We start from the raw sequence: 24341 nt of genomic DNA on the forward strand, positions 1-24341 counted from the left end.
AATACCGCTCATTCTGAGCATATTTCCATCCGTGGCTTGCAACCTGGCCTGGTTTGCGTATAATGCGCGGGCTTACCTAATCTTGGTAAGCCTGATTTTAGCGAATCAGTCGATTGGCAAGCACGTTTTGCCCTTCGAACAATACTCCCGATATGGGGGTTATATGTTGACGATTACACTCCCCCATCAATCGAAATGGGTGTGAGGAGTAATTATTTACGTTTATAAATAATTGGAGCTCTGGTCTCATGCAGAACCAAAGAATCCGTATCCGCCTGAAAGCGTTTGATCATCGTCTGATCGATCAATCAACTGCGGAAATCGTCGAGACTGCCAAGCGCACTGGTGCGCAAGTCCGTGGTCCGATCCCGCTGCCAACTCGCAAAGAGCGCTTTACCGTTCTGATCTCCCCGCACGTCAACAAAGACGCGCGTGATCAGTACGAGATCCGCACTCACAAGCGTCTGGTTGACATCGTTGAGCCAACTGAGAAAACCGTTGATGCTCTGATGCGTCTGGATCTGGCTGCCGGTGTAGACGTGCAGATCAGCCTGGGTTAATCAGGTCATTGACGATTGAGAGGTTGAAACAATGATTGGTTTAGTCGGTAAAAAAGTGGGCATGACTCGTATCTTCACTGAAGATGGCGTTTCTATCCCAGTAACCGTGATTGAAATTGAAGCGAACCGCGTGACTCAGGTTAAAGACCTGGACAACGACGGATACCGTGCCATTCAGGTCACTACCGGTAGCAAAAAAGCTAACCGTGTGACCAAACCGGAAGCGGGTCATTTCGCTAAAGCTGGCGTCGAAGCTGGCCGTGGTCTGTGGGAATTCCGCCTTGAAGAAGGTCAAGAGTTCGCTGCAGGTCAAGAAATCAGCGTAGAAATCTTCGCTGACGTTAAAAAAGTCGATGTTACCGGTACTTCCAAAGGTAAAGGTTTTGCTGGCACTGTAAAGCGCTGGAACTTCCGTACTCAGGATGCAACCCACGGTAACTCCTTGTCTCACCGCGTTCCGGGTTCTATCGGTCAGAACCAGACTCCGGGCAAAGTGTTCAAAGGCAAGAAAATGGCTGGCCACCTGGGTGACGAGCGTGTAACCGTTCAAAGCCTGGACGTAGTACGTGTTGACGCTGAGCGCAACCTGCTGCTGGTTAAGGGTGCTGTACCGGGCGCAACCGGTGGCAACCTGATCGTTAAACCAGCTGTGAAGGCGTAAGGGGATAGCAATGGAATTAGTATTGAAAGACGCGCAAAGCGCGCTGACTGTTTCCGAAACTACCTTCGGTCGTGATTTCAACGAAGCGCTGGTACACCAGGTTGTTGTTGCTTATGCAGCAGGTGCCCGTCAAGGTACCCGTGCTCAGAAGACCCGTGCTGAAGTGACTGGTTCCGGTAAAAAACCGTGGCGCCAGAAAGGTACTGGCCGTGCGCGTTCAGGCACTGTAAAGAGCCCGATCTGGCGTTCTGGTGGTGTAACCTTCGCTGCGAAGCCACAAGACCACAGTCAGAAAGTAAACAAAAAGATGTACCGCGGCGCGCTGAAAAGCATCCTGTCCGAACTGGTACGTCAAGATCGTCTGATCGTTGTCGAGAAGTTCTCTGTAGAAGCGCCTAAAACTAAGCTGCTGGCACAGAAACTGAAAGATATGGCCCTGGAAGATGTGCTGATCGTGACCGGTGAACTGGATGAGAATCTGTTCCTGGCAGCTCGTAACCTGTACAAGGTTGACGTGCGCGATGTGGCAGGTATCGACCCAGTTAGCCTGATCGCCTTCGACAAAGTGGTTATGACTGCTGATGCTGTGAAGCAAGTTGAGGAGATGCTGGCATGATCCGTGAAGAACGTTTGCTGAAAGTGCTGCGTGCACCGCACGTATCTGAAAAAGCATCCGCTGCGATGGAAAAAAGCAACACCATCGTACTCAAAGTTGCCAAAGACGCGACCAAAGCAGAAATCAAAGCTGCAGTGCAGAAACTGTTTGAAGTCGAAGTCGAAGACGTTAACACCCTGGTAGTAAAAGGGAAAGTGAAGCGTCAAGGTCAGCGTGTTGGTCGTCGTAGCGACTGGAAAAAAGCTTACGTCACCCTGAAGGAAGGCCAGAACTTGGACTTCATCGGCGGCGCAGAGTAAGTCGGAGGAGTAAGAACAATGGCAATTGTTAAATGTAAACCTACATCTCCGGGTCGTCGCCACGTTGTTAAAGTGGTTAACCCTGAGCTGCACAAGGGTAAACCTTATGCCCCGCTGCTTGAGAAACTGAGCAAAAGCGGTGGTCGTAACAACAATGGCCGTATCACCACCCGTCATATCGGTGGTGGCCACAAGCAACATTATCGTCTGGTTGACTTCAAACGCAACAAAGATGGTATCCCTGCTGTGGTTGAGCGTCTGGAGTACGATCCGAACCGTTCCGCGAACATCGCGCTGGTTCTGTACAAGGACGGCGAACGCCGTTACATCCTGGCGCCGAAAGGCCTGAAAGCTGGTGACCAGATCCAATCTGGTGTTGATGCTGCAATCAAAGCGGGTAACACCCTGCCTATGCGCAACATCCCAGTAGGTTCAACGGTTCATAACGTAGAAATGAAACCAGGTAAAGGCGGCCAGCTGGCTCGTTCTGCTGGTGCCTACGTTCAGATCGTCGCACGTGATGGTTCCTACGTAACTCTGCGTCTGCGCTCTGGCGAAATGCGTAAAGTTCCAGTTGATTGCCGCGCCACCCTGGGTGAAGTCGGTAACGCTGAACATATGCTTCGCGTTCTGGGTAAAGCAGGTGCTGCACGTTGGCGTGGTATTCGTCCTACCGTTCGCGGTACGGCGATGAACCCAGTCGATCACCCGCACGGTGGTGGTGAAGGTCGTAACTTTGGTAAGCACCCGGTAACTCCGTGGGGCGTTCAGACCAAAGGTAAGAAGACCCGTAGCAACAAGCGTACTGACAAGTTCATCGTACGTCGCCGTAGTAAAAAATAATTAGAGGATAAGCCATGCCACGTTCTCTCAAGAAAGGTCCTTTTATTGACCTGCACTTGCTGAAGAAGGTAGAGAAAGCGGTGGAAAGCGGTGACAAGAAGCCTTTGCGCACTTGGTCCCGTCGTTCAACGATCTTTCCTAACATGATCGGTTTGACCATCGCTGTCCATAATGGTCGTCAGCACGTACCAGTATTTGTTTCCGATGAAATGGTCGGTCACAAACTGGGTGAATTCGCGCCGACTCGTACTTATCGCGGCCATGCGGCTGATAAAAAAGCTAAAAAGCGCTAAGGTAGGAGGAAGAGATGGAAACTATCGCTAAACATCGCCACGCTCGTTCTTCTGCTCAGAAGGTTCGCCTTGTTGCAGACCTGATCCGCGGTAAGAAAGTGTCGCAAGCTCTGGAAACTCTGGCCTACACCAACAAGAAAGCTGCTGGTCTGGTCAAGAAAGTGCTGGAGTCTGCCATTGCTAACGCAGAACACAACGATGGCGCTGACATCGATGATCTGAAAGTCACGAAAATCTTCGTAGACGAAGGCCCAAGCATGAAGCGCATTATGCCTCGTGCAAAAGGTCGTGCAGATCGCATCCTGAAGCGCACCAGCCACATTACTGTGGTTGTGTCCGATCGCTGAGACTCTGGAGACTAGCAATGGGTCAGAAAGTACATCCTAATGGTATTCGCCTGGGTATTGTCAAACCTTGGAACTCTACTTGGTATGCGAATACCAAAGAATTCGCTGACAACCTGGACAGCGACTTTAAAGTTCGCCAATTCTTGACTAAAGAACTGGCGAAAGCTTCCGTTTCTCGCATCGTTATCGAGCGTCCAGCGAAGAGCATCCGTGTGACTATTCACACCGCTCGTCCTGGCATCGTTATCGGCAAGAAAGGTGAAGATGTCGAAAAACTGCGTAAGGTCGTAGCGGATATCGCTGGCGTTCCTGCGCAAATTAACATCGCCGAAGTCCGTAAACCGGAACTGGACGCAAAATTGGTTGCTGACAGCATCACTTCACAGCTGGAACGTCGCGTTATGTTCCGTCGTGCTATGAAGCGTGCTGTACAGAACGCAATGCGTCTTGGCGCTAAAGGTATCAAAGTTGAAGTAAGCGGCCGTCTTGGCGGTGCTGAAATCGCGCGTACCGAATGGTACCGTGAAGGTCGTGTTCCGTTGCATACACTGCGTGCGGATATCGATTACAACACATCTGAAGCGCACACCACTTATGGTGTAATCGGCGTTAAGGTATGGATCTTCAAAGGTGAGATCCTGGGTGGTATGGCTGCAGTTGAACAACCGGAACCGGCTGCTCAACCTAAAAAGCAGCAGCGTAAAGGCCGCAAGTAAGGAGAGTCGCTGATGTTACAACCAAAGCGTACAAAATTCCGTAAGGTGCACAAGGGCCGCAACCGTGGTCTGGCGCAAGGTACGGATGTTAGCTTCGGCACTTTCGGTCTGAAAGCTGTTGGCCGTGGCCGTCTGACTGCTCGTCAAATCGAAGCAGCTCGTCGTGCAATGACTCGTGCAGTGAAGCGTCAAGGTAAGATTTGGATCCGTGTATTCCCGGACAAACCAATCACCGAGAAGCCTCTTGAAGTGCGTATGGGTAAAGGTAAGGGTAACGTGGAGTATTGGGTTGCCCTGATCCAACCTGGCAAAGTCCTGTACGAAATGGACGGCGTTCCAGAAGAAGTCGCCCGTGAAGCGTTCAAGCTGGCAGCAGCTAAACTGCCGATCAAAACCACCTTTGTAACTAAGACGGTGATGTAATGAAAGCACAAGAGCTGCGTGAAAAAAGTGTTGAAGAGCTGAACACTGAGCTGCTCAACCTGCTGCGTGAGCAATTCAACTTACGCATGCAGGCGGCGAGTGGCCAACTGCAACAAACTCACCTGTTGAAACAAGTGCGTCGTAATGTCGCACGCGTTAAGACTTTACTGACTGAAAAGGCGGGTGCGTAAAATGACTGATATTATCCGTACTCTGCAAGGTCGTGTTGTTAGTGACAAAATGGAGAAATCCATGGTTGTTGCTATCGAACGTACGGTGAAGCACCCGATCTACGGGAAATTCATCAAGCGTACGACTAAGCTGCATGTACATGATGAGAACAACGAATGTGGTATCGGTGACGTGGTAGAAATCCGCGAATGCCGTCCACTGTCCAAGACTAAGTCATGGACGTTGGTTCGCATTGTAGATAAAGCGATTCTGTAATAGAGTAGCTGACTCTAACTTAATAAACGGCTCAGAAAGTGAGCCGTTTATTTTTTCTACCCATACTCTGGAAGCGGTGTTATAATGCTGCGCCCTCGGTTATGGGGCTTTTCAACGACCTAGTAATGGGTCCTAAAGTTGTAGTTGACATTAGCGGAGCACTAACATGATCCAAGAACAGACTATGCTGAACGTGGCCGACAACTCCGGTGCACGTCGCGTAATGTGTATCAAGGTTCTAGGTGGCTCGCACCGTCGCTACGCAGGCATCGGCGACGTCATCAAAATTACCATCAAGGAAGCAATTCCTCGCGGTAAGGTGAAGAAAGGCGATGTGCTGAAGGCGGTAGTGGTGCGCACCAAGAAGGGTGTACGTCGCCCGGACGGTTCTGTCATTCGCTTCGATGGTAATGCATGCGTTATTTTAAACAATAACAGCGAGCAACCTATCGGTACGCGTATTTTTGGGCCGGTAACTCGTGAACTGCGTAATGAGAAGTTCATGAAAATTATCTCTCTGGCACCAGAAGTACTCTAAGGAGCGAACCATGGCAGCGAAAATCCGTCGTGATGACGAAGTTATCGTGCTTACCGGGAAAGACAAAGGTAAACGCGGTAAAGTAAAAAATGTCCTGTCTGCTGGTAAGGTCATTGTTGAAGGTATCAACCTGGTTAAGAAACATCAGAAGCCGGTCCCGGCCCTGAACCAACCAGGTGGCATTGTTGAAAAAGAAGCTGCTATTCAGGTTTCCAACATTGCGCTGTTCAACTCGGCTACCGGTAAGGCTGACCGTGTAGGCTTTAGATTCGAAGACGGCAAAAAAGTCCGTTTCTTCAAATCAAATAGCGAAACTATCAAGTAATTTGGAGTATGACGATGGCGAAACTGCATGATTACTACAAAGACGAGGTAGTCAAACAACTGATGTCTCAGTTTGATTACAACTCTGTCATGCAAGTCCCTCGGGTCGAGAAGATCACCCTGAATATGGGTGTTGGTGAAGCGATCGCTGACAAGAAACTGCTGGACAATGCAGCAGCTGACTTGGCAGCAATCTCCGGTCAAAAGCCGTTCATCACCAAAGCACGCAAATCTGTTGCAGGCTTCAAAATCCGCCAGGGCTATCCGATCGGCTGTAAAGTAACTCTGCGTGGCGAACGCATGTGGGAGTTCTTTGAGCGTCTGATTTCCATTGCTGTTCCACGTATCCGTGACTTCCGTGGCTTGTCCGCTAAGTCATTCGATGGCCGTGGTAACTACAGCATGGGTGTGCGTGAGCAAATCATCTTCCCAGAAATCGACTACGACAAAGTCGATCGCGTTCGTGGTTTGGATATTACCATTACCACTTCTGCGAAATCTGATGATGAAGGCCGCGCGCTGTTGGCTGCTTTTAACTTCCCGTTCCGCAAGTAAGGCAGGGTTACTAATGGCTAAGCAATCAATGAAAGCACGCGAAGTCGTTCGCGTGAAACTGGCTGACAAGTACCGCGCTAAACGCGAGGAATTGAAAGCTATCATTTCTGGTGTGAACTCTTCTGACGAAGATCGTTGGGATGCTGTTCTCAAGCTCCAGTCTCTGCCGCGTGATTCCAGCCCGTCTCGTCAGCGTAAACGCTGCCGTCAAACTGGCCGTCCACATGGTTATGTGGGCAAATTCGGGTTGAGCCGTATCAAGCTACGTGAAGCCGCTATGCGCGGTGAAGTACCAGGCTTGAAAAAGGCTAGCTGGTAATTACCAATTGAATCACGGGAGTAAAGACAGATGAGCATGCAAGATCCGATCGCGGATATGCTGACCCGTATCCGTAACGGTCAAGCCGCGAACAAAGTTGCGGTCACCATGCCTTCCTCCAAGCTGAAAGTGGCAATTGCCAACGTGCTGAAGGAAGAAGGTTTTATTGAAGATTTCAAAATTGAAGGCGACACCAAGCCTGTTCTGGAACTGGTACTGAAGTACTTCCAGGGCAAGGCAGTGGTAGAAAGCATTCAGCGTATCAGTCGTCCAGGTCTGCGCATCTATAAGAAAAAAGATGCACTGCCAAAAGTTATGGCCGGTCTGGGTATCGCTGTTATTTCTACCTCTAAAGGTGTTATGACCGATCGTGCAGCTCGCCAAGCTGGTCTTGGTGGCGAGATTATCTGCTACGTAGCTTAATTCGGGAGGAAAGAATGTCTCGTGTTGCAAAAGCACCCGTCGTCATTCCTGCCGGCGTAGAGGTAAAACTCAACGGTCAGGTTATTTCGGTTAAGGGTAAGAACGGCGAGCTGACTCGTACAGTCCATGACGCCGTTGAAGTGAAGCAAGAAGCTAACGCACTGACTTTCGCCCCGCGCGAAGGTTTTGCTAACGCATGGGCCCAAGCGGGTACCACGCGCGCTCTGCTGAACGCAATGGTTGTCGGTGTTACCGAAGGTTTCACCAAGAAGCTTCAACTGGTAGGTGTTGGTTATCGTGCTGCTGTTAAAGGCAACGTGGTGAATTTAGCCCTGGGCTTCTCTCACCCAATCGATCACCAGCTGCCAGCAGGTATTACTGCTGAATGCCCAAGCCAAACTGAAATCGTGCTGAAAGGCGCTGATAAGCAGGTTATTGGCCAGGTTGCTGCAGATCTGCGTGCCTACCGCCGTCCTGAGCCTTATAAAGGCAAGGGTGTCCGTTACGCCGACGAAGTCGTGCGTACCAAAGAGGCTAAGAAGAAGTAAGGTAACACTATGGATAAGAAATCTGCTCGTATCCGTCGTGCGACCCGCGCACGCCGTAAGCTCAAAGAACTGGGTGCAACCCGCCTGGTGGTACATCGTACCCCGCGTCACATTTACGCACAGGTCATTGCTCCTAATGGTTCTGAAGTTCTGGTAGCCGCTTCTACTTTAGAAAAAGCTATCACTGAGCAATTGAAGTACTCCGGTAACAAAGACGCAGCAGCAGCCGTAGGTAAAGCTCTGGCTGAGCGCGCGTTGGAAAAAGGGATTGCGAAAGTCTCCTTTGACCGTTCCGGTTTCCAATATCATGGTCGAGTCCAGGCACTGGCAGATGCTGCCCGTGAAGCTGGCCTTCAGTTCTAAGGAAGAGGTTTAAGATGGCTCACATCGAAAAACAAGCTGGCGAACTGCAGGAAAAGCTGATCGCGGTAAACCGCGTATCTAAAACCGTAAAAGGTGGCCGTATTTTCAGCTTTACCGCACTGACAGTAGTTGGTGATGGTAACGGTCGCGTTGGTTTTGGCTACGGCAAAGCACGCGAAGTTCCAGCAGCGATCCAGAAAGCGATGGAAAAAGCCCGTCGCAACATGATGAATGTCGCGCTGAACGGCGGCACCCTGCAGCACCCTGTTAAAGGTGCTCATACGGGTTCCCGTGTGTTCATGCAGCCAGCTCATGAAGGTACCGGTATCATCGCGGGTGGTGCAATGCGCGCCGTTCTCGAAGTTGCTGGGGTGCACAACGTACTGGCTAAAGCTTATGGTTCCACCAACCCGATCAACGTGGTTCGTGCAACTATCGACGCTTTGGCTAATATGAAGTCTCCTGAAATGGTCGCTGCCAAGCGTGGTAAATCCGTTGCAGACATTCTGGGGTAATTGACCATGGCTAAGACTATCAAAGTTACACAAGTTCGCAGCTCCATTGGCCGTCTGCCGAAGCATAAAGCTACACTGCTCGGTCTGGGTCTGCGTCGTATTGGTCACACCGTAGAGCGCGAGGATACTCCTGCTGTACGCGGTATGATCAACCTGGTTTCCTACATGGTTAAGGTTGAGGAGTAACAGATGCGTTTAAATACTCTGTCTCCGGCTGAAGGTGCCAAGCATGCGCCTAAGCGTGTAGGTCGTGGTATTGGTTCTGGCCTGGGTAAAACCGCCGGTCGTGGTCACAAAGGTCAGAACTCACGTTCTGGCGGTGGCGTACGTCGTGGGTTTGAAGGTGGTCAGATGCCTTTATATCGTCGTTTGCCGAAATTCGGCTTCACCTCTCGCAAAGCTATGATCACGGCAGAAGTTCGTCTGTCTGAACTGGCTCTTGTTGAAGGCGACGTAATCGACCTGAACACGCTGAAAGCCGCTAACGTTGTTGGTACCCAGATCGAGTTCGCGAAAGTTATGCTTTCTGGCGAAATCACTCGTCCGGTTACCCTGCGTGGTCTGCGTGTCACCAAAGGCGCTCGTGTTGCTATCGAGGCTGCTGGCGGTAAAATTGAGGAATAAGTAAGCTGATGGCTAAGCAACCAGGATTAGATTTTCAAAGTGCTAAAGGCGGACTCGGCGAGCTGAAGCGCAGACTTTTGTTTGTTATCGGCGCGCTGATTGTTTTCCGCATTGGCTCTTTCATTCCGATTCCTGGTATCGATGCCACTGTGCTTGCCAAACTGCTCGAACAGCAGAGAGGCACCATCATTGAAATGTTTAACATGTTCTCTGGTGGTGCTCTCAGCCGTGCTTCTATTTTTGCTCTGGGGATCATGCCGTACATTTCGGCCTCGATCATTATCCAGTTACTGACGGTGGTTCACCCAGCGTTGGCGGAAATCAAGAAAGAAGGGGAGGCTGGCCGTCGCAAGATTAGCCAGTACACCCGCTACGGTACGCTGGTGTTGGCCATATTCCAGTCGATCGGTATTGCTACCGGTCTGCCGAATATGCCTGGTATGCAGGGCCTGGTGTTAAACCCAGGCTTTGCGTTCTACTTTACTGCGGTTGTGAGTCTGGTTACCGGGACAATGTTCCTGATGTGGCTGGGCGAGCAGATTACTGAACGTGGTATCGGTAACGGTATCTCAATCATTATCTTCGCGGGTATTGTGGCGGGTCTTCCGCCGGCAGTTGGCCATACTATTGAGCAAGCTCGGCAAGGCGACCTGCACTTCCTCTTGTTGCTGTTGGTTGCAGTATTAGTGTTTGCAGTAACCTTCTTCGTTGTTTTCATTGAACGTGGTCAACGTCGTATCGTCGTTAACTATGCGAAACGTCAACAGGGTCGTCGTGTTTACGCAGCACAGAGCACACACTTACCGTTGAAAGTGAACATGGCAGGGGTAATCCCGGCAATCTTCGCTTCCAGCATTATTCTGTTCCCTGCCACGATTGCATCATGGTTTGGGGGCGGTACCGGTTGGAACTGGCTGACAACGATTTCGCTGTATTTGCAGCCTGGACAACCGCTTTATGTGTTACTCTATGCGTCTGCAATCATCTTCTTCTGTTTCTTCTACACGGCGTTGGTTTTCAACCCGCGTGAAACAGCAGATAACCTGAAGAAGTCCGGTGCCTTCGTACCAGGAATTCGTCCGGGAGAGCAAACGGCGAAATATATCGATAAAGTGATGACGCGTTTAACCCTGGTGGGCGCGATGTACATTACTTTCATCTGCCTGATCCCGGAGTTCATGCGTGATGCAATGAAAGTACCATTCTACTTTGGTGGTACCTCGCTACTGATCGTGGTTGTCGTCATCATGGACTTTATGGCTCAAGTGCAAACTCTGATGATGTCAAGTCAGTACGAGTCTGCATTGAAGAAAGCAAACCTGAAAGGCTATAACCGCTAATCTGGTGCGTTTGAGAAGTTACGGAGAGTAAAAATGAAAGTTCGTGCTTCCGTCAAGAAATTATGTCGTAACTGCAAAATCGTTAAGCGTAACGGTGTCGTTCGTGTGATTTGCAGCGCCGAGCCGAAGCATAAACAGCGTCAAGGCTGATTATCTCGCATATTTTTCTTGCAAAGTTGGGTTGAGCTGGCTAGATTAGCCAGCCAATCTTTTGTATGTAGCTGCAACATTATTTGAGTATCCTGAAAACGGGCTTTTCAGAATGGTGTTGCCGTAAAAATTAGTAGGAGTGCATAGTGGCCCGTATAGCAGGCATTAACATTCCTGATCATAAACATACCGTTATCGCGTTAACGTCGATCTTCGGAATCGGCAAAACTCGTTCACAGTCTATCTGTGCTGAGACGGGTATTGCTGAAAATGTTAAGATCAGTGAGCTGTCTGAAGAGCAAATTGAACAACTGCGTGAAGCAGTTGCCAAATTCACTGTTGAAGGTGATTTGCGTCGTGAAGTTACCCTGAGCATCAAGCGTCTGATGGATCTTGGTACATACCGTGGTTTACGCCATCGTCGTGGTCTGCCAGTTCGCGGTCAGCGTACTAAGACCAACGCACGTACCCGTAAGGGTCCGCGTAAACCGATCAAGAAATAATCGGGGTGATTGAATAATGGCAAAGGCACCTGTTCGTACACGTAAGCGTGTAAGAAAACAAGTCTCTGACGGCGTGGCTCATATCCATGCTTCTTTCAACAACACCATTGTGACTATTACCGATCGTCAGGGTAATGCTTTGGGTTGGGCAACAGCCGGTGGTTCCGGTTTCCGTGGTTCTCGTAAGTCAACTCCGTTTGCAGCTCAGGTTGCAGCCGAGCGTTGTGCTGACGCAGTTAAAGAATACGGTATCAAGAACCTGGAAGTTATGGTTAAAGGACCTGGTCCTGGTCGTGAGTCTACTATCCGCGCTCTGAACGCGGCTGGTTTCCGCATCACTAATATTACCGATGTGACTCCGATTCCTCATAACGGTTGTCGTCCACCGAAAAAGCGTCGCGTGTAACGCCCCTGCTTTTCGGATTGTTGGAGAAAGAAAATGGCAAGATATTTGGGTCCTAAGCTCAAGCTTAGCCGCCGCGAGGGCACAGACCTGTTCCTGAAGTCTGGCGTTCGCGCGATAGATTCAAAGTGCAAAATTGAACAGCCACCTGGTCAACACGGTGCGCGTAAACCGCGTCTGTCTGACTACGGTGTACAGTTACGTGAAAAGCAAAAAGTTCGCCGTATGTACGGTGTTCTGGAGCGTCAGTTCCGTAACTATTACAAAGCAGCAACCCGCCTGAAAGGCAACACCGGTGAAAACCTGTTGACCCTTCTGGAAGGTCGTCTGGACAACGTAGTTTACCGTATGGGCTTCGGCGCCACTCGTGCAGAATCACGTCAGCTGGTTAGCCATAAAGCCGTTATGGTAAATGGTCGCGTTGTTAACATCGCTTCTTATCAGGTATCTCCGAATGACGTAGTCAGCATCCGCGAGAAAGCTAAAAAGCAGTCTCGTGTTAAGGCTTCTCTGGAGCTGGCTGAGCAGCGTGAAAAGCCGACTTGGCTGGAAGTTGATGCTGCGAAGATGGAAGGTGTGTTCAAACGTATTCCTGAACGTACCGATCTGTCCGCCGACATTAACGAACACCTGATCGTCGAGCTTTACTCCAAGTAAGGCTTGAGTTTCAAAGAGAGGACACAATGCAGGGTTCTGTGACAGAGTTTCTAAAACCGCGCCTGGTAGATATCGAGCAAGTCAGTTCGACGCACGCCAAGGTGACCCTTGAGCCGTTAGAGCGTGGCTTTGGCCATACTCTTGGCAACGCACTGCGCCGTATTCTGCTTTCATCTATGCCGGGTTGCGCGGTGACCGAGGTTGAGATTGATGGTGTACTACATGAGTACAGCACCAAAGAAGGCGTACAGGAAGATATCCTGGAGATCTTGCTCAACCTGAAAGGGCTGGCGGTGAGAGTTCAAGGGAAAGATGAAGTTATTCTTACCCTGAATAAATCTGGCATTGGCCCTGTGACCGCTGCCGACATTACCCATGATGGTGATGTCGAAATCGTCAAGCCGCAGCACGTTATCTGCCACCTGACCGATGAGAACGCTGCTATCAGCATGCGTATCAAAGTTCAGCGCGGTCGTGGTTATGTGCCGGCTTCTGCCCGAATTCATTCGGAAGAAGATGAGCGCCCGATTGGTCGTCTGTTGGTTGACGCCTGCTATAGCCCTGTAGAGCGTATTGCCTACAATGTTGAAGCAGCGCGTGTAGAACAGCGTACTGACCTGGACAAGCTGGTCATCGAGATGGAAACCAATGGTACGATCGATCCTGAAGAGGCGATCCGCCGTGCGGCCACCATTCTGGCTGAACAACTGGAAGCTTTCGTTGACCTACGTGATGTACGTCAGCCGGAAGTGAAAGAAGAGAAACCAGAGTTCGATCCGATCTTGCTGCGCCCTGTTGACGATCTGGAATTGACTGTCCGCTCTGCTAACTGCCTTAAGGCAGAAGCTATCCACTACATCGGTGATCTGGTACAGCGTACCGAGGTTGAGCTGTTGAAAACGCCTAACCTGGGTAAAAAATCTCTTACTGAGATTAAAGACGTGCTGGCTTCCCGTGGACTTTCTCTGGGCATGCGCCTGGAAAATTGGCCACCGGCTAGCATTGCTGACGAGTAACCGGATCACAGGTTAAGGTTTTACTGAGAAGGATAAGGTCATGCGCCATCGTAAGAGTGGTCGTCAACTGAACCGTAACAGCAGCCATCGCCAGGCTATGTTCCGTAACATGGCCGGCTCTTTGGTTCGTCATGAGATCATCAAGACGACCCTGCCAAAAGCGAAAGAGCTGCGTCGCGTTGTTGAGCCGCTGATTACTCTTGCCAAGACCGACAGCGTTGCTAATCGTCGTCTGGCATTCGCCCGTACTCGTGATAACGAGATCGTGGCAAAACTGTTTAACGAGCTAGGCCCGCGTTTTGCGAGCCGTGCCGGTGGTTACACTCGCATTCTGAAGTGTGGCTTCCGCGCAGGCGACAACGCGCCGATGGCATACATCGAGCTGGTTGATCGTGCTGAGTCTCAAGCAGAAGTAGCAACTGCAGAGTAATCTGTGGAAGCGTAAAAAAACCGGGCTTGCCCGGTTTTTTTACGTCTGTAGCTTGCCAAACGTGCTTTCCCCTCCCGGCAATGCTTAAGATCCCTCCCCATATCCGCTATGCTCAGGCTATCAGTGATAAGTGCAACACGGAGAAGTCATGATGTTCAAGATTGGGCAATTAGCCAAGCTGGCTGACGTAACGCCAGATACGGTACGCTATTACGAGAAGCAAGGCATGATGGATCATCATGTTCGTACCGAGGGCGGCTACCGGCTGTATAGCGATCAGGACTTACAACGCCTGCGTTTTATCCGCTATGCCAAGCAGCTGGGCTTCACGCTGGAAACTATCGCCGAGTTGCTGTCGATCCGTGTGGATCCAGAGCATCACACCTGCGAAGAGTCGAAATCCATCGTTGATGCGCGCCTGCATGAGGTTGAAAGCAAACTGACCGAGTTAACCAGAATGCGTGAGTCGCTGAAAAGGCTCAGCGATGCCTGCTGCGGTAGCGAACACACCAGCAATTATTGTTCGATCCTGGAGGCTTTGGAGCAGGGAGCCAGCGAAGAGAAAGCCAAAAGTGCGGTTTAACGGCGTATGGGGCTTTAATTTTTATCTGGCCAGCAGTATTATCGGCGCGTTTATCATCACCAACCAACAGGAAGACCATGATGACTCAATATCGTCATACCAAAGGCAAGATCCAGGACAATGCCATTGAGGCGTTGCTACATGACCCTCTTTTCCGCCAACGGGTAGAGAAGAACAGTAAAGGGAAAGGTAGCTACCGGCGTAAAGACAAACATGCAAAAGGCGGTAACTGGGAGGCCAGTGGTAAATTGCCCAACGACAATTTACCACTGGCCTTCTGGTTTTAATCCACAAAAAAGCCATCTCGCAAGATGGCTTTTTTGCGTTATAAGCGCTGAATTACAGCTTCGGTTGCTGTTGCTGACTCAGCAGATCGCGGATTTCTGTCAGCAGCTTCTCTTCTGCGGTTGGCGCAGGCGGTGCGGCTGGCTCTTCAACTTCTTTACGGCGCATTTTGTTCATCAACTTGATGGCCATAAAGATCGCAAAGGCGACGATCACGAAATCAAAGATATTCTGCAGGAAGGAGCCATAGTTCATCACTACCGCTGGGACATTGTCTTTGGCTTCACGCAGTACCAGATGGAACTGTTTGAAATCAACGCCACCGATTAGCAGCCCCAAAGGTGGCATGATGATGTCGGCAACCAGAGAAGAAACGATTTTACCGAATGCCGCACCAATGATCACACCCACTGCCAGATCGACCACGTTGCCACGCATGGCAAATTCGCGGAACTCTTTTAACATACCCATCAGAACACCCCTCAAAAAATTAGTAACGCAATTTTAACAAAGCAATTCCCCTTTGACACAATCAGTATAGGAAAATTTTCTGTTTTTCCTAATCCTCGACTTGGGATGTGTCAAAAAATCATTCGCATGATTTAAGTATCTATAAGAAGAACGGGCTTGGTTGGAACAGGCGCTCAACATCTGGCACAAATTTCTTATCGGTAATAAACATGATCACGTGGTCGCCTTGCTGGATCCTGCTGTTGCCGTTGGCAATGATCACATCATCGCCGCGCACGATCGCGCCAATGGTGGTACCTGGCGGCAGCTTAATCTCTTCGACCATACGGCCTACCACCTTGGAGGTGCTTTCATCGCCATGGGCAATCGCTTCAATGGCTTCGGCAACGCCGCGGCGCAGTGAGGAGACGCTGACAATATCGGCTTTACGCACGTGCCCCAGCAGCGCGGAGATAGTGGCCTGCTGCGGGGAAATAGCGATATCAATCACGCTGCCCTGGACCAGATCGACATAGGCACGGCGCTGGATCAATACCATCACCTTTTTGGCCCCCATGCGCTTGGCCAGCATGGCAGACATGATATTGGCTTCGTCATCGTTGGTGATGGCAATAAATACGTCCACCTGCTCGACATGCTCTTCGGCCAGCAGTTCCTGATCGGAGGCATCGCCGTAAAACACGATGGTATCGTGCAGTTGCTCTGCCAGTTCGGCGGCACGTTGCTGGTTTTTCTCAATCAGCTTCACGTTGTACGATTTTTCCAGCCGATGCGCCAGTCCGGCACCCACGTTACCACCGCCGACGATCATGATACGTTTGTAGGGCTTTTCGAGCCGTTGCAGCTCACTCATTACCGCACGGATATGCTGTGATGCGGCAACGAAGAACACCTCATCGCCTGCTTCGATTATGGTCGAGCCTTGCGGGCGTATCGGGCGGTCATGGCGGAAAATAGCTGCCACGCGAGTATCGATATGTGGCATATGCTCACGCATGGCAGACAGAGCATTCCCCACCAGTGGGCCGCCATAATAGGCCTTCACAGCGGCGATGCTGACCTTGCCGTCGGCAAAGTTCACCACCTGCAAGGCACCAGGGTATTCGATCAGCTTGTAGATGTAATCGATAACCAACTGCTCGGGTGAGATCAGGTGGTCGATGGGCACCGCCTCCGGATGGAATAGCTTCTCGGACTCACGGATATAATCTGGCGCCCGGATCCGTGCAATACGGTTCGGGGTATTAAACAGCGTATAAGCGATCTGACAGGCGACCATATTGGTTTCGTCAGAGTTGGTGACGGCAACCAGCATATCGGCATCTTCGGCACCGGCTTCGCGTAATACGCGCGGATGGGAACCGTGCCCCTGGACGACGCGCAGGTCAAACTTGTCCTGCAACTGGCGTAGGCGCCCGGTATCGGTATCGACCACGGTGATATCGTTATTTTCACCCACCAGGTTTTCAGCCAGTGTTCCGCCTACTTGTCCTGCGCCAAGAATAATTATTTTCATCGATTTCTCTGCTCGATCTGCGACGGCCGTAGCCGATAGTTGAGAACGCCCGCGGGCGCTCCCTGAACAGTTATATTTTAATCAGCTTAGCGTAAAAGAAACCATCGCCATCCTCAGGATGAGGAAGATTCTGTTTGCCTGGTGATTGTACATCGCCGGTTTCAACCAGCTTGGCATCGCCGTGACGTTGCAGGAACGCGGCTATCTGCTCGCTATTTTCCTGCGGCAGAATAGAGCAGGTTGCATAGACCATCACGCCGCCGGGTTTCAGGCGTGGCCAGATGGCTTGCAGAATTTCACTCTGTAAGGCGGCCAGCTCGGCGATATCGCTGTCTCGACGCAGCCATTTGATATCCGGGTGGCGGCGAATAACGCCGGTGGCGGAGCAAGGGGCATCCAACAGGATACGATCGAACTGTCGGTCACCGCACCATTCCTGCGGGGTGCGGCCATCACCTTGGCGAACTTCTGCATGTTGGCGCAGGCGCAGCAGGTTTTCTTTCACCCGGCTTAAACGCTGTTCGTCGATATCCACGGCCAGCACGTGAGCTTTGGGAGCCGCTTCCAGAATATGGGTCGTTTTGCCGCCGGGAGCTGCGCAAAGATCGAGGATCTGTTCGCCGTTTTGCGGATCCAGCAGATCAACGCAACCTTGAGCGGAGGCGTCTTGTACCGTTACCCAGCCCTCGGAGAAGCCGGGCAAGTCCGTTACTGGGCACGGGGCCAACAAGCGTACTGCGTCGCGATACTCCGCATGAGGCTCGGCGGCAATGCCGGCCTGCTGCATAAGCTGCAGATAATCTTCACGGGCATGGTGCAGACGATTAACGCGCAGCCACATTGGCGGTTTCTGATTATTGGCATCAACGATCTGTTCCCACTGTGCCGGATAAGCCAGTTTGATGCGTTTAAGCAACCAGCTAGGGTGCAGGTAGCGGCTTTCGTTATTGGCTGCACGTGCCAGCAGTTCTTCTTGCTGGCGTTGGAACTGGCGCAGTACACCGTTAATCAATCCTTTCAGCTGTGGGCGCTTCAAGGCGACCGCGCCTTCAACCGTTTCGGCTAACACGGCGTGCGGTGGAATACGGGTATATAGCAACTGATACAGGCCAACCATCAGCAAATAGTGCAGTGGGCGCTGTTTACCGGTCATCGGCTTTGCCATTAACTGCTGGATGCACCATTCGAGCTGCGGCAGCACCCGCAGCGTACCAAAGCAGAGCTCCTGCAATAGCCCACGGTCTTTATCAGAAATGTTTTTTTGTAATGCGGGCAAAATGGTGCTGAGCGACTGCCCTTGATCCAGTACCTGGCCGATGGCCTTGGCAGCAATGCTTCGGAGATTGTAACTGTTTTTCATAGGCTAAGGCGGATTACGATCGGCATTAAGAAACGAACAGCCCGGCAACAATGGCCGGGCAATGGGAGTGGCTTATAACCGGTTGCCCGGCGTGAACCATTCGCGGCGAGAATTCAGTAAATCTTGTGCCGACATCGGTTTTTTACCGGCAGGCTGGAGCTGCGTGAGGTTGAGAATACCTTGCGCGGTAGCCACCTGAATGCCGTGCTTGTCGGCGTGCACGATAGTACCCGGTTCTGCGTTGGCGGTTTCCGCCAGCACGGTTGCCTGCCAGACTTTCACCGGTTGATCGTCGAGGGTGAAATAGCTGATTGGCCAAGGGTTGAAAGCACGAATACAGCGTTCCAACTGTTCGGCAGAAAGGCTCCAATCCAGGCGTGCCTCTTCCTTGCTCAGCTTGTCTGCGTAGGTCACCAGCGCTTCGTCTTGAACTTCGCGCTGTACCGCATCCGCCGCCAATTGCTGCAAGGTGATCAGCAGCCCTTGTGGCCCCAGTTCTGCCAGCTTGTTGTACAGGCTGGCACTGGTATCCGTGGCTTCGATCGGGCAAGCGATCTTGTGCATCATGTCGCCGGTATCGAGACCCACGTCCATTTGCATGATGGTTACGCCAGTTTCGCTATCGCCAGCCCACAAAGCGCGTTGGATCGGTGCTGCACCGCGCCAGCGTGGCAGCAGAGAACCATGAACGTTGATGCAGCCCAGGCGCGGCATATCCAGCACGGCTTTCGGCAGGATCAGGCCATAGGCTACCACCACCATCACGTCCGCATTCAGGTCGGCAACCAGGTGCTGATTCTCTTGCGGGCGCAGTGACTTGGGCTGGAAAACGGGGATTTGATGCTGTTCGGCCAACACCTTGACCGGGCTTGGCGTCAGTTTGTTACCGCGGCCTGCGGGACGATCGGGCTGGGTGAAGACACCGACCACCTGGTGCCCAGATGACAACAGCGCGTCTAGATGACGCGCTGCAAAGTCTGGGGTTCCGGCAAAAATAATCCGTAAAGAGTCAGACACGTTGATTTCCTGATCGGTTAGGCGCGAGCTTCAAGCTTGGCCATTTTTTCCAGTTTCTGACGGATACGTTGGCGTTTCAACGGCGACAGGTAATCGACAAACAGTTTGCCAACCAGATGATCCATCTCGTGCTGGATACAGATTGCCAGCAGGTCATCGGCCTCAAGCTCAAAAGGTTGTCCTTCACGATTGAGGGCGCGGATCTTCACTTTCTCTGCGCGTGGCACCAGGGCGCGTTGCTCAGGGATGGAAAGGCAGCCTTCTTCGATACCGGTTTCACCGCTTTTTTCCAGCAGTTCCGGGTTGATCAACACCAGGCGTTGATCGCGGTTTTCAGAAACGTCGATGACGATAATGCGCTGATGAATATCGACCTGTGTCGCAGCCAGGCCAATGCCTTCCTCTGCGTACATGGTTTCAAACATATCATCCACGATGCGCTGGATATCTGCATTGACTTCTTTTACCGGGGCCGCAATTTTGCGTAGCCGCTCGTCTGGGAAATGTAATACCTGCAAGACTGACATATATCTTAAGATCTGTATCCGAGTGATGAACAGTGATTAGCTTCTATTCTAGACATTTCTTGGCCTGATTGACAGCATCCCGGACCAATTGCACGAATTGGTAATCCCCTAATTGCAGCGAGGGAATGCTCCATGCGGCCAGAAGAAATCGCTCTACGTATGCATGCAGTGACAAAGATCGACGCCCCGCAGGCCAGCCAGATTATCGAACGCCTGATTGCCGAAGGCGGCGATCCTTATCGATTGCTTAAGCTCCTGGGGCTGAATGACCAGCAGCAAAGGCAGTTTCGGCGGGGGCATGGGCAATATCTCAAGGCAACGCTCAACTGGCTGGAGCAGCCGGGCAATCAGATGGTGCGATACGGTGAGCCAGCGTTTCCCGAACTCTTGGCGCATATCGATGACGCGCCGTTATTACTGATGGTGCAGGGCGATATAGAGGTTTTGCAACAGCCGCAAATCGCTATGGTGGGTAGCCGTCAGTTCAGCCACTATGGCGAGCAGTGGGGCAGTTACTTTGCCAGCGGGTTGGTGCATTGCGGTTTCGCCATTACCAGCGGCTTGGCGATTGGCATTGACGGGATCTGTCACCGTGCCACCTTGGAGGCTGAAGGGGTCACCATTGCGGTATTGGGTAGCGGTCTGGCAAATATCTACCCACGCCGCCATCGCCGGCTGGCGGAGCAAATCATTGAGCAGGGGGGCGCGGTGATTTCTGAGCATCTGGCTACCGATTTGCCGTTGGCGGCTCATTTCCCACGTCGTAACCGTATTATCAGTGGGTTAAGTGCGGGTGTGGTGGTCATAGAGGCTTCATTGCGTAGCGGGTCGCTGATCACCGCGCGCTATGCGTTAGAACAGGGGCGTGAAGTGTTTGCCCTGCCGGGGGCATTGGGTAACCCGATGAGCGAAGGAACTCATTGGCTGATCCAGCAGGGGGCCAGCCTGGTCACCGGCCCAAAAGATATCGCAGAACAGCTGGGAAGTGGGCTGCAATGGCTGTCCGTGAGCGAAAATACAACTATTTCTGCATCAGAGGCCGAAGTTGAATTGCCATTTGCCGATGTGTTGGCTAACGTAGGAGATGAGGTGACACCTGTTGACGTCGTCGCTGAACGTGCCGGCCAACCTGTGCCAGAGGTAGTAATCAAATTACTCGATCTGGAGTTAGCAGGTTGGATCGCAGCTGTACCCGGCGGCTATGTCCGAATAAGGAGGGCATGCCATGTTCGACGTACTCATGTATTTGTTTGAGACCTATATCCACAATGAGCCAGAGATGCACGTTGATCAGGATACCTTGACCGACGATCTTACCGAAGCAGGATTTGATCGTGATGATATCTTCAACGCGTTGAATTGGCTGGAAAAGCTTGCAGACCTCCAGGAAGGCGAGAATGCCCCTTATTTTATGGATGCCGATCCGCTGGCTATGCGGATCTACACCGAAGAAGAGAGCGTGCGTTTAGATGCCGGTTGCCGTGGTTTTCTCCTGTTCCTAGAACAGATCCAGGTATTGAACCTCGAAACCCGTGAAATGGTTATCGATCGTGTTATGGCTTTGGATAATACGGAATTTGATCTCGAAGATCTGAAATGGGTAGTGCTGATGGTGTTGTTCAATATCCCCGGATATGAGAGCGCCTATCAGCAGATGGAAGAACTGTTATTTGAAGTAAACGAAGGTTACCTGCACTGAGTAGGTAACAGGCATAGAAGACGTTATGACAAAACCAGCGATTTTTGCCGCGAGGCAAAATGAACCCTGTCCGGAATGCGGGGCCGAGTTGGTGATCCGCAGTGGTCGCCACGGCCCCTTCCTCGGCTGTTCTCAATATCCGCAGTGCGAGTATATCCGGCCTTTGAAAGCACAGGCGGATGGCCATATCGTCAAAGTGCTGGAGGGCCAGCAATGCCCGAAATGCCAGGCAACGCTGGTGTTGCGCCAGGGACGTTATGGCATGTTTATCGGTTGCAGCCATTATCCCGATTGCGATCATACTGAAGTGATCGACAAACCGGATGAAACCAGCATCGCCTGCCCTCAGTGTGGCCAAGGCCAACTGCTGCAGCGCAAATCTCGCTATGGCAAGGTGTTCCATTCCTGCGATCGCTATCCAGAATGTCAGTTTGTGCTCAATTTTAAACCCGTCGCCGGTGAGTGTGCTTACTGCCACTATCCATTACTGATGGAAAAGCGCACGGCAAAAGGCCCAACGCTTTGCTGCGCCAGTAAACTGTGCGGAAAACCCGTCGCTATCTCAGAATAATCAAGCTATGAACCCAGAACAAACTTCCGCATTCGCGCCTATTATTGCCGCGCTGGAAAACCAGCAGGTGATTGCCTATCCAACAGAAGCGGTATTCGGTCTGGGGTGTGACCCAGATAGCGAACAGGCCGTCAAACAGCTGTTGGCCTTGAAACAACGTCCGTGGGAAAAAGGCCTGATCCTGATCGCTGCCGATTATGCTCAGCTAGCGCCTTATATTGATGATGGCGCATTGAACGAGCAGCAGCGTGCCACGATCTTTGCCAGTTGGCCTGGCCCGGTAACCTGGGTGATCCCGGCAAAACCGCAAACGCCAGCCTTGCTGACTGGCCGCTTTAGTTCGTTGGCCGTGCGCGTTAGCGATCATCCTTTGGTGCAACAGCTGTGCCGTCAGTTCGGCAAGCCGCTGGTGTCAACCAGTGCCAACTTAAGCGGTGAGGAGCCGTGCCGCACCGTAACCGAAGTGATACAGCAGTTTGGTGACGCTTTCCCGGTGCTGGCAGGTAACGTGGGTGGCCGGTTAAACCCTTCTGAAATCAGAGATGCTTTGACCGGTGAGCAGATCCGTCAGGGCTAGAGGCTAGATCTATGGAGAAGTTCGCGGTATTCGGTAACCCGATTGCTCACAGTAAGTCCCCACACATCCACGCGCTGTTTGCGCAGCAAACCGGGATCGAACACCCCTACGGCACCGTGCTGGCTCCTTTGGACGGATTTGTACCCACCTTGCAGCAGTTTATTGCTGCTGGTGGCCAAGGGGCCAACGTCACCGTCCCTTTTAAAGAATGTGCCTATGAGGCAGCAAGCGAACTTAGCGAAAGGGCGGCAATGGCCGGTGCGGTGAATACGCTAAAGGTATTGCCCGATGGAAAGCTGCTTGGGGATAACACCGACGGTATCGGTTTGCTGTCTGATCTTGAACGCCAACGGTTGATTCGGCCAAGTGACCGCGTGTTGCTGGTTGGAGCCGGTGGTGCTGCGCGCGGCGTGATCCTGCCATTGCTCTCTTTTGGTTGTGAAGTGGTGTTGACCAACCGCACCTTCAGCCGTGCCGAGGAGTTGGCAGCGGCGTTCCGGCATCTGGGGGAGATCGCCGCCTTGCCGCTGGATAGTCTGGATCAACAGCGTTTTGATTTAGTGATCAACGCGACTGCTTCAGGATTCAAGGGGGAGATCCCGGCACTGCCTGACAGTATTATCCACAGCACGACCCGGTGCTATGACATGTTCTACCAACAGGGCGGCACCCCATTCCTGGCTTGGGCTCAGCAGTTGGGGGCGCAACATTATGCGGACGGTTTAGGCATGCTGGTGGGGCAGGCTGCCCATGCTTTCTTTTTATGGCATGGCGTGATGCCGGAGATCGAACCGATATTGCAGCAATTACGTCAGGAAATGGCGGTGTGAGGGGGCCCCGCTCTGGCAAGCAGGGCGGGGCAGTTAGATATCTTCACTGAGATATTCGTCTTTCCAACGTACATAGTTATTGGCCGAATAGCGTAGCCCTTCCAGTTCCTCCGGGGTCAAGGCTCTAACCCGGCGTGCAGGGCTGCCTACATATAAGTAGCCACTTTCCAGATGCTTGCCGGGTGCGACCAGGCTACCTGCACCAATCATCACATCATCTTCTATTACGGCACCGTCGAGCAGAATGGAGCCCATCCCCACCAAAACGCGATTACCGATGGTACAACCATGCAGCATGGCTTTATGCCCAACGGTGACATCCTCGCCGATCAGTAAAGGGTAACCCGCCGGATTATAATCGGATTGATGGGTGACATGCAGAATGCTGCCATCCTGGATATTACTGCGTGCGCCGATCTTTACCGCGTTGACATCACCGCGGATGGCAACCAAGGGCCAAACGCTGACGTCATCAGCCAGATCAACGTTGCCGATCACTACGCTGGAAGGATCGATCATGACGCGTTGGCCAATTTGAGGGGAGTAATGCAGATAAGGACGCACTGAATTGGACATGGGATTGCCTCGTATAAGGATCTTATTACCGGCAATACTAGACTTTGACGGTGGAATTACAACCAGTTAACACGGGGGATCGTCGGTAAAACGGCCTTGATCGGGCAAGATCCGTGCGAAAGGGCGGAAAAGTGCGCAGTCGGTAAGAAAAGATCTAAAAAGGGGTTGTGGAAAAAAATGGGATCCCTATAATGCGCCTCCATCGACACGGAACATGTGAACAACTTCACAGAGTCTCCGGGGGTCGCAGAGAAAAAACCTGAAATTAAGGTTGACTCTGAAAGAGGAAAGCGTAATATACGCCACCTCGAGTTAACAAGCGAAAGCGCGTAACTCACTGCTCTTTAACAATTTATCAGACAATCTGTGTGGGCACTCACAAGACGATATCCAGCTACTTCGGTAGCAAAAAAATA

Annotated in this window: 41 protein-coding genes; 35 read left to right on the forward strand and 6 right to left on the reverse strand. The window is 51.8% G+C overall.

From position 1 onward, the window contains the following. Positions 1-248: 248 nt before the first annotated feature. From rpsJ to AC6HVW_RS21370, 30 genes are all read left to right on the forward strand, one after another. Positions 249-560: a 30S ribosomal protein S10 gene (rpsJ, locus tag AC6HVW_RS21225; protein WP_001181005.1), complete on the forward strand. Its 312-nt coding sequence runs from the start codon at positions 249-251 to the stop codon at positions 558-560. A gap of 31 nt (positions 561-591) precedes the next feature. Then, a complete protein-coding gene (rplC, locus tag AC6HVW_RS21230; protein WP_004956193.1) occupies positions 592-1221 on the forward strand; it encodes a 50S ribosomal protein L3 in 630 nt (209 codons plus the stop codon). Between the two features lie 10 nt (positions 1222-1231). Beyond that, positions 1232-1837, forward strand: coding sequence for a 50S ribosomal protein L4 (rplD, locus tag AC6HVW_RS21235; protein ID WP_021182230.1), 606 nt, complete (start codon positions 1232-1234; stop codon positions 1835-1837). Then, positions 1834-2136 carry a 50S ribosomal protein L23 gene (rplW, locus tag AC6HVW_RS21240; RefSeq protein ID WP_021182229.1) on the forward strand — a complete coding sequence of 101 codons (303 nt, stop codon included), beginning with the start codon at positions 1834-1836 and terminating at the stop codon, positions 2134-2136. Before rplD ends, rplW begins: the two co-directional genes overlap by 4 nt. Positions 2137-2154: 18 nt before the next feature. Next, complete coding sequence (gene rplB, locus AC6HVW_RS21245) at positions 2155-2979, forward strand: 50S ribosomal protein L2 (RefSeq protein WP_021182228.1); 825 nt, start codon at positions 2155-2157, stop codon at positions 2977-2979. A 14-nt stretch (positions 2980-2993) separates the two neighbouring features. After that, positions 2994-3272 carry a 30S ribosomal protein S19 gene (gene rpsS / locus AC6HVW_RS21250; RefSeq protein ID WP_004929772.1) on the forward strand — a complete coding sequence of 93 codons (279 nt, stop codon included), beginning with the start codon at positions 2994-2996 and terminating at the stop codon, positions 3270-3272. Positions 3273-3286: 14 nt separating this feature from the next. Beyond that, positions 3287-3619 (forward strand): 50S ribosomal protein L22, encoded by a 333-nt coding sequence (rplV, locus tag AC6HVW_RS21255; RefSeq protein WP_004391423.1) that lies wholly within the window; start codon positions 3287-3289, stop codon positions 3617-3619. A 17-nt stretch (positions 3620-3636) separates the two neighbouring features. Continuing rightward, positions 3637-4335: a 30S ribosomal protein S3 gene (gene rpsC, locus AC6HVW_RS21260; protein ID WP_004956187.1), complete on the forward strand. Its 699-nt coding sequence runs from the start codon at positions 3637-3639 to the stop codon at positions 4333-4335. A gap of 12 nt (positions 4336-4347) precedes the next feature. Next, on the forward strand, positions 4348-4758 hold the full coding sequence (gene rplP / locus AC6HVW_RS21265; protein ID WP_004929764.1) for a 50S ribosomal protein L16: 411 nt from the start codon (positions 4348-4350) through the stop codon (positions 4756-4758). Continuing rightward, positions 4758-4949 (forward strand): 50S ribosomal protein L29, encoded by a 192-nt coding sequence (rpmC, locus tag AC6HVW_RS21270; RefSeq protein ID WP_002218942.1) that lies wholly within the window; start codon positions 4758-4760, stop codon positions 4947-4949. Before rplP ends, rpmC begins: the two co-directional genes overlap by 1 nt. Before the next feature lies 1 nt (position 4950). Beyond that, the gene (gene rpsQ / locus AC6HVW_RS21275; RefSeq protein ID WP_021182227.1) at positions 4951-5205 is read left to right on the forward strand and encodes a 30S ribosomal protein S17; all 255 of its coding nucleotides are present in this window, start codon (positions 4951-4953) and stop codon (positions 5203-5205) included. Positions 5206-5371: 166 nt separating this feature from the next. Beyond that, positions 5372-5743: a 50S ribosomal protein L14 gene (gene rplN, locus AC6HVW_RS21280; protein ID WP_020837240.1), complete on the forward strand. Its 372-nt coding sequence runs from the start codon at positions 5372-5374 to the stop codon at positions 5741-5743. Between the two features lie 10 nt (positions 5744-5753). Beyond that, positions 5754-6068: a 50S ribosomal protein L24 gene (gene rplX / locus AC6HVW_RS21285; RefSeq protein ID WP_021808126.1), complete on the forward strand. Its 315-nt coding sequence runs from the start codon at positions 5754-5756 to the stop codon at positions 6066-6068. A 14-nt stretch (positions 6069-6082) separates the two neighbouring features. Next, positions 6083-6622: a 50S ribosomal protein L5 gene (gene rplE / locus AC6HVW_RS21290; RefSeq protein ID WP_021808125.1), complete on the forward strand. Its 540-nt coding sequence runs from the start codon at positions 6083-6085 to the stop codon at positions 6620-6622. A gap of 13 nt (positions 6623-6635) precedes the next feature. Beyond that, entirely contained in the window at positions 6636-6941 is a 306-nt protein-coding gene (rpsN, locus tag AC6HVW_RS21295; RefSeq protein WP_021182224.1) for a 30S ribosomal protein S14, read from the forward strand. Between the two features lie 30 nt (positions 6942-6971). Beyond that, positions 6972-7364, forward strand: coding sequence for a 30S ribosomal protein S8 (rpsH, locus tag AC6HVW_RS21300; RefSeq protein ID WP_021182223.1), 393 nt, complete (start codon positions 6972-6974; stop codon positions 7362-7364). 14 nt (positions 7365-7378) lie between these two features. Next, a complete protein-coding gene (gene rplF / locus AC6HVW_RS21305) occupies positions 7379-7912 on the forward strand; it encodes a 50S ribosomal protein L6 (protein ID WP_021182222.1) in 534 nt (177 codons plus the stop codon). Between the two features lie 9 nt (positions 7913-7921). Then, positions 7922-8275, forward strand: coding sequence for a 50S ribosomal protein L18 (rplR, locus tag AC6HVW_RS21310; RefSeq protein WP_021182221.1), 354 nt, complete (start codon positions 7922-7924; stop codon positions 8273-8275). Positions 8276-8289: 14 nt separating this feature from the next. Further along, complete coding sequence (rpsE, locus tag AC6HVW_RS21315) at positions 8290-8790, forward strand: 30S ribosomal protein S5 (protein WP_021182220.1); 501 nt, start codon at positions 8290-8292, stop codon at positions 8788-8790. A gap of 6 nt (positions 8791-8796) precedes the next feature. Then, positions 8797-8976, forward strand: coding sequence for a 50S ribosomal protein L30 (rpmD, locus tag AC6HVW_RS21320; RefSeq protein ID WP_004956161.1), 180 nt, complete (start codon positions 8797-8799; stop codon positions 8974-8976). A 3-nt stretch (positions 8977-8979) separates the two neighbouring features. Next, positions 8980-9414 (forward strand): 50S ribosomal protein L15, encoded by a 435-nt coding sequence (rplO, locus tag AC6HVW_RS21325; RefSeq protein ID WP_021182219.1) that lies wholly within the window; start codon positions 8980-8982, stop codon positions 9412-9414. Between the two features lie 8 nt (positions 9415-9422). Next, a complete protein-coding gene (gene secY / locus AC6HVW_RS21330; protein ID WP_021182218.1) occupies positions 9423-10754 on the forward strand; it encodes a preprotein translocase subunit SecY in 1332 nt (443 codons plus the stop codon). A gap of 33 nt (positions 10755-10787) precedes the next feature. After that, entirely contained in the window at positions 10788-10904 is a 117-nt protein-coding gene (gene rpmJ, locus AC6HVW_RS21335; RefSeq protein ID WP_002227352.1) for a 50S ribosomal protein L36, read from the forward strand. A gap of 146 nt (positions 10905-11050) precedes the next feature. Then, positions 11051-11407 carry a 30S ribosomal protein S13 gene (rpsM, locus tag AC6HVW_RS21340; protein ID WP_021182217.1) on the forward strand — a complete coding sequence of 119 codons (357 nt, stop codon included), beginning with the start codon at positions 11051-11053 and terminating at the stop codon, positions 11405-11407. A 16-nt stretch (positions 11408-11423) separates the two neighbouring features. Beyond that, a complete protein-coding gene (gene rpsK / locus AC6HVW_RS21345; protein WP_004929731.1) occupies positions 11424-11813 on the forward strand; it encodes a 30S ribosomal protein S11 in 390 nt (129 codons plus the stop codon). A gap of 33 nt (positions 11814-11846) precedes the next feature. Further along, positions 11847-12467, forward strand: coding sequence for a 30S ribosomal protein S4 (gene rpsD / locus AC6HVW_RS21350; RefSeq protein WP_021182216.1), 621 nt, complete (start codon positions 11847-11849; stop codon positions 12465-12467). A gap of 26 nt (positions 12468-12493) precedes the next feature. Further along, entirely contained in the window at positions 12494-13483 is a 990-nt protein-coding gene (locus tag AC6HVW_RS21355) for a DNA-directed RNA polymerase subunit alpha (RefSeq protein WP_002919219.1), read from the forward strand. Between the two features lie 40 nt (positions 13484-13523). Then, positions 13524-13913: a 50S ribosomal protein L17 gene (gene rplQ / locus AC6HVW_RS21360; RefSeq protein ID WP_004929726.1), complete on the forward strand. Its 390-nt coding sequence runs from the start codon at positions 13524-13526 to the stop codon at positions 13911-13913. A gap of 151 nt (positions 13914-14064) precedes the next feature. Further along, entirely contained in the window at positions 14065-14496 is a 432-nt protein-coding gene (zntR, locus tag AC6HVW_RS21365) for a Zn(2+)-responsive transcriptional regulator (protein WP_039996322.1), read from the forward strand. Between the two features lie 80 nt (positions 14497-14576). Then, on the forward strand, positions 14577-14783 hold the full coding sequence (locus AC6HVW_RS21370) for an alternative ribosome-rescue factor A (RefSeq protein WP_021808122.1): 207 nt from the start codon (positions 14577-14579) through the stop codon (positions 14781-14783). A gap of 52 nt (positions 14784-14835) precedes the next feature. On the opposite strand, the gene mscL is transcribed toward AC6HVW_RS21370, so the two are convergent. The 5 genes from mscL to def form a co-directional block, all read right to left on the reverse strand. After that, a complete protein-coding gene (mscL, locus tag AC6HVW_RS21375) occupies positions 14836-15252 on the reverse strand; it encodes a large-conductance mechanosensitive channel protein MscL (protein ID WP_021808121.1) in 417 nt (138 codons plus the stop codon). Between the two features lie 139 nt (positions 15253-15391). Next, on the reverse strand, positions 15392-16768 hold the full coding sequence (trkA, locus tag AC6HVW_RS21380; RefSeq protein WP_021182211.1) for a Trk system potassium transporter TrkA: 1377 nt from the start codon (positions 16766-16768) through the stop codon (positions 15392-15394). Positions 16769-16838: 70 nt separating this feature from the next. Further along, on the reverse strand, positions 16839-18128 hold the full coding sequence (gene rsmB, locus AC6HVW_RS21385; RefSeq protein ID WP_497569656.1) for a 16S rRNA (cytosine(967)-C(5))-methyltransferase RsmB: 1290 nt from the start codon (positions 18126-18128) through the stop codon (positions 16839-16841). 72 nt (positions 18129-18200) lie between these two features. Then, positions 18201-19145 (reverse strand): methionyl-tRNA formyltransferase, encoded by a 945-nt coding sequence (gene fmt, locus AC6HVW_RS21390; protein WP_325983876.1) that lies wholly within the window; start codon positions 19143-19145, stop codon positions 18201-18203. 17 nt (positions 19146-19162) lie between these two features. Continuing rightward, the gene (gene def, locus AC6HVW_RS21395) at positions 19163-19672 is read right to left on the reverse strand and encodes a peptide deformylase (protein ID WP_021182208.1); all 510 of its coding nucleotides are present in this window, start codon (positions 19670-19672) and stop codon (positions 19163-19165) included. Between the two features lie 132 nt (positions 19673-19804). On the opposite strand from def, the gene dprA reads away from it, so the two are divergent. Genes dprA through aroE form a run of 5 tightly spaced genes read left to right on the forward strand, consistent with a single transcriptional unit; the run spans position 19805 to position 23349 of the window. Then, positions 19805-20926 carry a DNA-protecting protein DprA gene (gene dprA, locus AC6HVW_RS21400; protein WP_497569657.1) on the forward strand — a complete coding sequence of 374 codons (1122 nt, stop codon included), beginning with the start codon at positions 19805-19807 and terminating at the stop codon, positions 20924-20926. Beyond that, positions 20898-21371, forward strand: coding sequence for a DUF494 family protein (locus AC6HVW_RS21405; RefSeq protein ID WP_021182206.1), 474 nt, complete (start codon positions 20898-20900; stop codon positions 21369-21371). The genes dprA and AC6HVW_RS21405 overlap by 29 nt, the downstream gene beginning before the upstream one ends. A gap of 25 nt (positions 21372-21396) precedes the next feature. Then, entirely contained in the window at positions 21397-21942 is a 546-nt protein-coding gene (locus AC6HVW_RS21410) for a DNA topoisomerase family protein (protein WP_021182205.1), read from the forward strand. 7 nt (positions 21943-21949) lie between these two features. Further along, the gene (gene tsaC, locus AC6HVW_RS21415) at positions 21950-22519 is read left to right on the forward strand and encodes an L-threonylcarbamoyladenylate synthase type 1 TsaC (protein ID WP_497569658.1); all 570 of its coding nucleotides are present in this window, start codon (positions 21950-21952) and stop codon (positions 22517-22519) included. Positions 22520-22530: 11 nt separating this feature from the next. After that, positions 22531-23349: a shikimate dehydrogenase gene (gene aroE / locus AC6HVW_RS21420; RefSeq protein ID WP_497569659.1), complete on the forward strand. Its 819-nt coding sequence runs from the start codon at positions 22531-22533 to the stop codon at positions 23347-23349. 33 nt (positions 23350-23382) lie between these two features. Here the strand turns inward: aroE and AC6HVW_RS21425 are convergent, their stop codons facing one another. Next, positions 23383-23925 carry a gamma carbonic anhydrase family protein gene (locus AC6HVW_RS21425; protein WP_071683080.1) on the reverse strand — a complete coding sequence of 181 codons (543 nt, stop codon included), beginning with the start codon at positions 23923-23925 and terminating at the stop codon, positions 23383-23385. Positions 23926-24341: the final 416 nt, after the last annotated feature.

This window comes from Serratia sp. NCCP-200, from assembly GCF_059697885.1.